The 6,757-nt window shown below is 46.5% G+C and carries 6 protein-coding genes; 5 read left to right on the top strand and 1 reads right to left on the bottom strand.

The window, feature by feature from the left end; translation table 11 throughout:
• A partial coding sequence (gene atpC, locus R3177_RS12030) for an ATP synthase F1 subunit epsilon (RefSeq protein WP_318971273.1) occupies positions 1-296 on the top strand: 296 nt, incomplete at its 5' end.
• 59 nt (positions 297-355) lie between these two features.
• On the opposite strand, the gene R3177_RS12025 is transcribed toward atpC, so the two are convergent.
• Positions 356-2,536, bottom strand: coding sequence for a winged helix-turn-helix domain-containing protein (locus R3177_RS12025; RefSeq protein WP_318971272.1), 2,181 nt, complete (start codon positions 2,534-2,536; stop codon positions 356-358).
• Positions 2,537-2,836: 300 nt separating this feature from the next.
• Between R3177_RS12025 and R3177_RS12020 the strand changes: the two genes are divergently transcribed.
• The 4 genes from R3177_RS12020 to R3177_RS12005 all read left to right on the top strand — a co-directional run.
• On the top strand, positions 2,837-3,091 hold the full coding sequence (locus R3177_RS12020) for a hypothetical protein (RefSeq protein WP_318971271.1): 255 nt from the start codon (positions 2,837-2,839) through the stop codon (positions 3,089-3,091).
• A gap of 69 nt (positions 3,092-3,160) precedes the next feature.
• Positions 3,161-4,045 carry a TraB/GumN family protein gene (locus tag R3177_RS12015; RefSeq protein WP_318971270.1) on the top strand — a complete coding sequence of 295 codons (885 nt, stop codon included), beginning with the start codon at positions 3,161-3,163 and terminating at the stop codon, positions 4,043-4,045.
• A gap of 233 nt (positions 4,046-4,278) precedes the next feature.
• Entirely contained in the window at positions 4,279-6,219 is a 1,941-nt protein-coding gene (locus R3177_RS12010; RefSeq protein ID WP_318971269.1) for a S9 family peptidase, read from the top strand.
• A gap of 155 nt (positions 6,220-6,374) precedes the next feature.
• Positions 6,375-6,757, top strand: a 383-nt coding sequence (locus tag R3177_RS12005; protein ID WP_318971268.1) for an NTP transferase domain-containing protein, incomplete at its 3' end; no start/stop codon positions are given.

Raw genomic sequence — 6,757 nt, 5'->3', positions numbered from 1 at the left:
CGTTACTGACTCCTCTGAAACCTGGCATGGTCCGTATCGTGAAGCAGTTCGGTGAAGAGCACGTAATTTATGTTGCCGGTGGCGTACTTGAAGTACAACCCGACAGCATTACCGTGCTGGCCGATGTTGCGGTACGCGGCGAAGACTTGGACGAGCAGGCGGCTTTAGATGCCCAGAAACGGGCAACCGAAGCAATGCAACACGCCGGTGCAGATTTCAATTATGCAGAAGCAGCAGCGCAACTGGCCGAAGCCATTGCCCAGCTGCGGGTTATACAGAAACTGCGCAAAAAGTAAGTTTACGTTTGTCAGAAAAGCCACCTTCGGGTGGCTTTTTTTATTGCTGCTTAGTCCCGTTAATGAGCAGCTGTGGTCTGCCACTGGATAAACTCGAGCGCCAGCTCGGGGGTAACAAAGACGGTGGCATACAAATTGTCAGGATTATGCGGATCCGGATGGAGCGCCATCAGTTTATAAGGTAGCTGGCTGTGCCGGATGTCGCCGGTTACGGGGTCATATTGTTCAATATGACCCAGCATACTAAAACGATAATGTTGTTTTGCCTGCAGCAGCCAGACAGCCATAAAGTTATTGTCATTGTTACTCTTAATTTCAACGTCTTGCCTAGCACCGTCAACATACTGATAAAGTTTGCCATCGCGATGATAATGCAGCTGTCCGCCCGCATCGAACTGAGCAAAGTTGCCGGCAGAAAACGTAAGCTGGCTAAAATTATTGCTGACCAGATCAAGCTGCCACAGATTCTGACGGTTATCCTGCAGCCGGGTTAATACCAGGCCACTGTTGTCGGGAAGCCAGACCGGTTGACCAATATCATTGTTTTCCCGTTTGTTGATAAGCTGTTGTTGCAGCGTATCGTAGAGGTACAAGTTACCTTGCTTGGCAAATGCGATATAACGGCTGTCACCTGACCAGCTGATACTATTGATAAGATGCTGTTCACCCACGTTAATTTCGGTAAGTTGGGTGTTCCGGCCGTTGTTATGCAGCCACAGTTGCCAGCTGCCGGTCCAGTTTGCTGCAAACGCATATTGATTAGCATCGGTTGGCGATACTGCCAGGGCCGTTGAGCTGCCTGCGGCATTGTTTACAAAATGTATTTGCCGCTCTGTATCGTTAAAGGCCTGGCTGACTTTAATAAGCTGCATGGCATTTACTGAGATACTATTAGCTGTCATAGCCGATATATAAGCCTGATTGTCGCCCAGTAACGACAGCTCACCAACCGTAATGCCCTCTGGCACCTTTAATACCGTAAGGCTTTTATCTGCAATATTAAGTTGTAAGATGGCGTCAGCACCGGGTAACAATAAGCTGGCTTGGTCTGCGCTCCATTCAAGTCCGAGTAATAATACGGGAAAAGGCAAGCTTGCCAGTCTGGTATGCTCGCGGCTCGCAGGATCATATAAGTAAATATCAGGTTTGTTCGATTCCGGCATCAGGATATAAGCCAGCTTGCTGCCATCAGCAGACAGTGCCAGCATAGTAACACCGAGGCCGGCAGAGGGTGCTGCAAGCAGCGTTTGGACGGTAGAGCTGTTCAGATTTTCAGCCAGTAATGCATTGCTCGAATACATGCCGCTACTGCCTTTACTGTAGTATAGCCACTGACCATCCTTGCTTAACTGTGCGTTACCAAAGGTCATGCCGCTGCAACCGGTTAACATGGTAACCTCATAATGTGGATACTCGCTAAAATCATAGTTCTGGTATTCACAATGCTGGCCGTCGTTGTCAATTACCTGAATTAATAACTGACGGCTGTCCGGTTGCCAGGTTTGCACATTGAACATTTTATTGTCTGCGGCAATTGCTACTTCTTGTAAGGTATTGCCGGCGCTGACGCCAAGCTTTCTGACCATCACCCGTACTGTGTCATCGGGCTGAGTGTGGCTGTATGCCAGTAATTGTTTATCAGGCGAGACCAGTGGCCGCGCTTCTATACCTTTGTACCAGGTGATTTTTTGCTGGTTAATAATGTCTACCTCAACTATCTGAGGTTTTCCTTCGGCCTGCTGACGGTCAGTTGTCAGTTCTGGCTCGGCGGCAAAAAAATACAGCACGGAACCAACGCTGGCCAAACATAACAACGTCAGCACCGCTAACCAGTTTAACGGACGTTGGCTTTTTTTAAGTGAAACGGTTGTTGTCTGAGGATGAGCCGGTCGCTGTTCTGATGTTTGATTAATACCTGAAATAGCCGGGCTGAACAAAGGTTGCAACTGTAAACTATAACCTTTTCGATGGTGCGTTTTAATAGGGGCCTGCATCAGTGCCGGGTGTTGCAAAGCTTTACGTAACTCAGATATGGCGCGATTTATCGCGTTGTCATCAACAAAATTTTGTTGCCAGATGGTATCGACCAGCTGCTGACGCGATAAGATCTTACCCGGGTTGGCAGCAAAGAAATACAACAGTTTGCTCAGTAATGGCTCGAGCTCTTTTTGTATAACGCCGTCACTGATACTGTATTCGCTTGGTGTAAAAACCCAGGGCCCGAGCTGCATCTTATCCATTTGTTAATTAATATCCCATTTTTAAACAGGCTGTAACTTTAACAGATGCTAATGGTGTTTCAAGCTAAATTAATTTAGCTAACTCCCAGAAAAATCACTTCATAATGTTTAGATAATGTTTTTTATATCCATAAAAAACATGCACTTAAATGTTATTTCCTTAGCAATATATTGCTTAGCTTCTGATAAGCGACTTTTCACGATGACAGCCCTACAGTGAACTCAACAACACGGACAAGCAGTGAGTCCACCGTTGTCAGCAGACATAACGCTACTTACTGAGAAACAAGGATTAACAAAATGAAAAAAATGACGACTAATATTACCGGCCTGATCATCGCTAGCGCACTGTTTGCCAGTTCAGCAGTAATGGCAGACTCAAGTAAACAGCCTGTTACGGCCGTTCAGCTGGATAAAGAAGTGGCTAAAGAGCTATCAGAGGTAAAAAAAGACCTGGTACAGGAGTTACAACAACAGCTTACGGACAGCATTAAACAACAGGTAAGCAATGCTGTCAGCAATATTGCCGGGTCGGTAAAAGCTTTACTGCCTTAAGATCGATTAAATGCGCGCAGCACCAGAAATTGTGCTTTCGCATATTTTTAAAATTTACAGGACAAAAAAATGAAATTAAAAAAAATCTTTAAAGTAAGTTTTGGCGCAGCTTTACTGGCAACGGCTTTTAGTTCTGCTTCAGTACTGGCTGAAACATCCATGTGGAAAGTCAGTAAGGATAACGATTACCTGTATATCGGCGGTACCGTGCATCTGTTACCAGAGTCGGCGTTTCCACTACCAGCAGAATTTGACGCCGCTTACCAGGCAACAGATACCCTGGTACTGGAAGTGAAAATGCCTGATCCAGCAAATACCGCAGCACAAACTGCTTTATTGCAGGCAATGGCTTATAACGATGGCCGTAGTTTAGCCAAAGTTTTGTCGCCGGAGGTTTACCAGCAGGTTAGCGATTATTTTGCACATTATGGCGTGCAGTTGCAGCAGTTAGATGGCTATAAACCCGGATTTGTCGCCCTCCAGATGCTGGCGCTTGAGATGATGAAAGCACAGATGGCCGGTGAAGGTGTCGACAGTTACTTTGATAAGAAAGCGCAAGCTGATGGCAAAGCTATGGCATATCTGGAAACCGTCGAGAGTCAGCTGAACCTGTTGGCAAACATGGGAGAAGGCTACGAAGATGCTTTTTTAACAATGAATCTGGAGCAGTTTGCTGACTTTGAAAATTATTTTGCTGACATGATAGCAGCCTGGCGGGCGGGCGATATGAATGCATTGAATAAGCTGGCGGTCGAACCCGCCCGTGAACTGGATCCGGTGTTGTATCAGGCTCTGTTTGTACAACGAAATAACGCCTGGTTGCCGCAAATTGAGAAAATGTTTGGTAACGACAGTAAAGAGCTGGTGCTGGTCGGCGGCGCTCATTTAGCGGGGACAGACAGTGTGCTGGCGTTGCTGCAGCAAGCTGGCTATCAGGTACAACAAGTAAAATAATCATGGCATAACGTTGTTAATCAGCAAGGAAGCCGGTAATGTTAAAGCTGTTAAATAAGTCAGAGCCAGCCCGGATAATGGGCTGGGGCTTTTTTTTATTTGGCTGCGTGTTGTTGTTGCACCTCATCGTGCTGCAGCATCCACTAGCGGGCTGATAATAATAAAAAATTTACACAATAATAATAAATTAGCCGGTGGTCGTTTGCAGCAACCGGTATATGAGGTCATTAGTTATGAGAGCAATATTGTTATGTTGGCTGATTTTCGCTGTTGCCGGCGTTCAGGCAGCAGAGCTGACGTTAGAAGATTACGCCAGACAGTCCCAGTTTCTGGAAATAGAAATTTCACCCAGTGGTAAATATCTGGCCGCAACCAGCCGCAGCGATGAAGGTAATATTTACCTGAATGTTATCGATATTAAGTCAAATAAAATACTCAGTGTCCGTCATTTTACCGGCCGTGATTCTATAGGTTCAATTGACTGGGCTAATAATGAACGTTTATTAATTACCCTGGTGCGGGATATTGGCGCACTGGAGCAGCCAGTCGCTACGGGAGAGATTTTTGCTGTAAATGCTGATGGTTCCAATGCCAGAATGTTAACCGGTTACCGGGCCGACAATGAAAAAGATCCGGCGCAGGTTATCAATTACTTACCCGACGAAGAAAAGTTTGTATTAATTGCCACCAGTACACCCAACCGTCGTGGCTCTTTCAGTCTGGTTAAGCGGCTAAATATTGAGACCGGCCGTACCAGGCAAATCGCTCGGGCGCCAATGCGTTCTTCCGGCATGATTACTGATAACAATGGTATTGCCCGGATGGCTGTTGGGGAAGATCAGGAAAATGATAACGAAATGGTACTGATGTACCGGAAAGACGAGCAGTCAGACTGGCAAACCCTGCGCCGCTATGGCCAACGTGATGGCAGTTTTACGCCAATTGCCTTTTTGCCGGATAATAAGCGGGTAGTCGGCTTAAGCGATACGCAAACTGATACCAAGGCCATCAGCATTATGGATCCGGAAACCGGCAAAGAAGAGTTACTGGCCCATCATCCTAAAGTGGATGTAACACCTCAGTTCAGTATTGAAGATGGATTTTTAAAAGAGGTGATTGGTGCGTCTTATGAGTATGATACTCATGAAGACGTATTCTTTGCTGATATAAAAGACAAAACTTTCAGTGGCTACTTACAAAGCCTGAAAGCCGCTTTCCCGGGTAAAAAAATTGCTATTAACTCAGCTACCCGCGATAACAGTATATTAGTACTGACCACGCGCTCAGCAAATCATCCGCCTGAATTTTACCTGTTTGATACTAAGAATAACCAGCTGAGCTTTTTATTAAATGGCCGGCCGTGGATGAAGCCAGAACTGCTGGCTGAAACCAGAGCCATTATTTATAAAAGCCGCGATGGATTAGATATTCACGCTATTCTGACCTTACCCAAGGGGAAAGAGGCAAAAAATTTGCCACTGATTATGAATCCGCATGGTGGCCCGCACGGTCCAAGAGATTTTCTTGAAATTAACCCTGATGCTAAGGTGCTGGCGCAGCATGGTTACGCCGTGTTGCAACCAAATTTTCGGGGCTCAGGTGGTTTTGGCCGCAGTTTCCTGCAGGCAGGTTATCATAACTGGGGCACCACCATGATTAACGACATGACTGATGGTGTAATGTATCTGGTTGAACAGGGTATTGTCGATAAAGAGCGGGTATGCGCTTATGGCGGCTCTTACGGCGGCTATGCTGCTTTGATGAGTGCGGTACGGGAGCCTGATTTATATAAATGTACAGTTGGGTTTGTCGGGGTGTTTGATTTAAACCTGATGTATACCGACGGCGATATTCAGGAGCGCCAGAGTGGACTTAACTACCTCGAAATGGCAATCGGCCGTGACCAGGCACAGTTAGATGCGCAGTCGCCCATTAAGCATCTTGATAAGTTAAAAGCACCGGTTTTTATTATTCATGGTGCTGAAGACCGCAGGGTGCCTATTATTCATGCTCAACGTTTACGGGAAGAATTAGAGAAACGTAATCATCCTTATGAGTGGCTGGTAAAAGAAAAGGAAGGCCACGGTTTCTATAAGCCGGAACATAACGTAGAGCGCTGGCAGAAAATGCTCGCCTTTTTTGATAAATATATCGGTGAAACTGAGAAAAACTAATAGCGGTTTAGCGGTATAAAGCAGACGCCACCTTTGGGTGGCGTTTTTCATGCAGCAAAACGTCATCCTGCCCCTGCAATTTGTGCCCCTATCTATTAGAATAAGCAGCTATTAGAATAAGCGCACTATCGACGATACACGAAGGGAATTCTTTTATGGCTTTAAATGTAGTAATTCTGGCAGCCGGTAAAGGCACACGGATGAAATCAGATTTACCAAAAGTGCTGCATAAGGTGGCTGAGCGGCCCATGGTGCAACATGTTATTGATACCGCCCGGGCGCTCGGCGCGGACAAGCCGCAGCTGGTGTATGGCTATGGTGCTGATGCGCTAAAGGCCGCCATGGCTGAACAACCGCTGCACTGGGTTTTACAGGCCGAACAGCTGGGTACCGGCCACGCAGTGGCCCAGGCTATTCCTAATATTGCCGATGATGATACCGTACTGGTGTTGTATGGTGATGTGCCCCTTACCCGGCTGGAAACATTGCAGCAACTGTTAGCGGCAAAGCCTGCTAATGGCCTGGCGATTTTAACGGT

The organism is Arsukibacterium sp. (assembly GCF_033722355.1).
Classification (GTDB): Bacteria; Pseudomonadota; Gammaproteobacteria; order Enterobacterales; family Alteromonadaceae; genus Alishewanella.
The sequence above is the reverse complement of the archived record's forward strand: the minus strand, read 5'-3'. Positions and strand labels throughout refer to the sequence as shown.

What these genes read in the sequence shown, in the direction of transcription:
- R3177_RS12025 (WP_318971272.1), bottom strand. Translation starts at nt 2,536, where the DNA reads ATGGATAAGATGCAGCTCGGGCCCTGGGTTTTTACACCAAGCGAATAC.
- R3177_RS12020 (WP_318971271.1), top strand. Translation starts at nt 2,837, where the DNA reads ATGAAAAAAATGACGACTAATATTACCGGCCTGATCATCGCTAGCGCA.
- R3177_RS12015 (WP_318971270.1), top strand. Translation starts at nt 3,161, where the DNA reads ATGAAATTAAAAAAAATCTTTAAAGTAAGTTTTGGCGCAGCTTTACTG.
- R3177_RS12010 (WP_318971269.1), top strand. Translation starts at nt 4,279, where the DNA reads ATGAGAGCAATATTGTTATGTTGGCTGATTTTCGCTGTTGCCGGCGTT.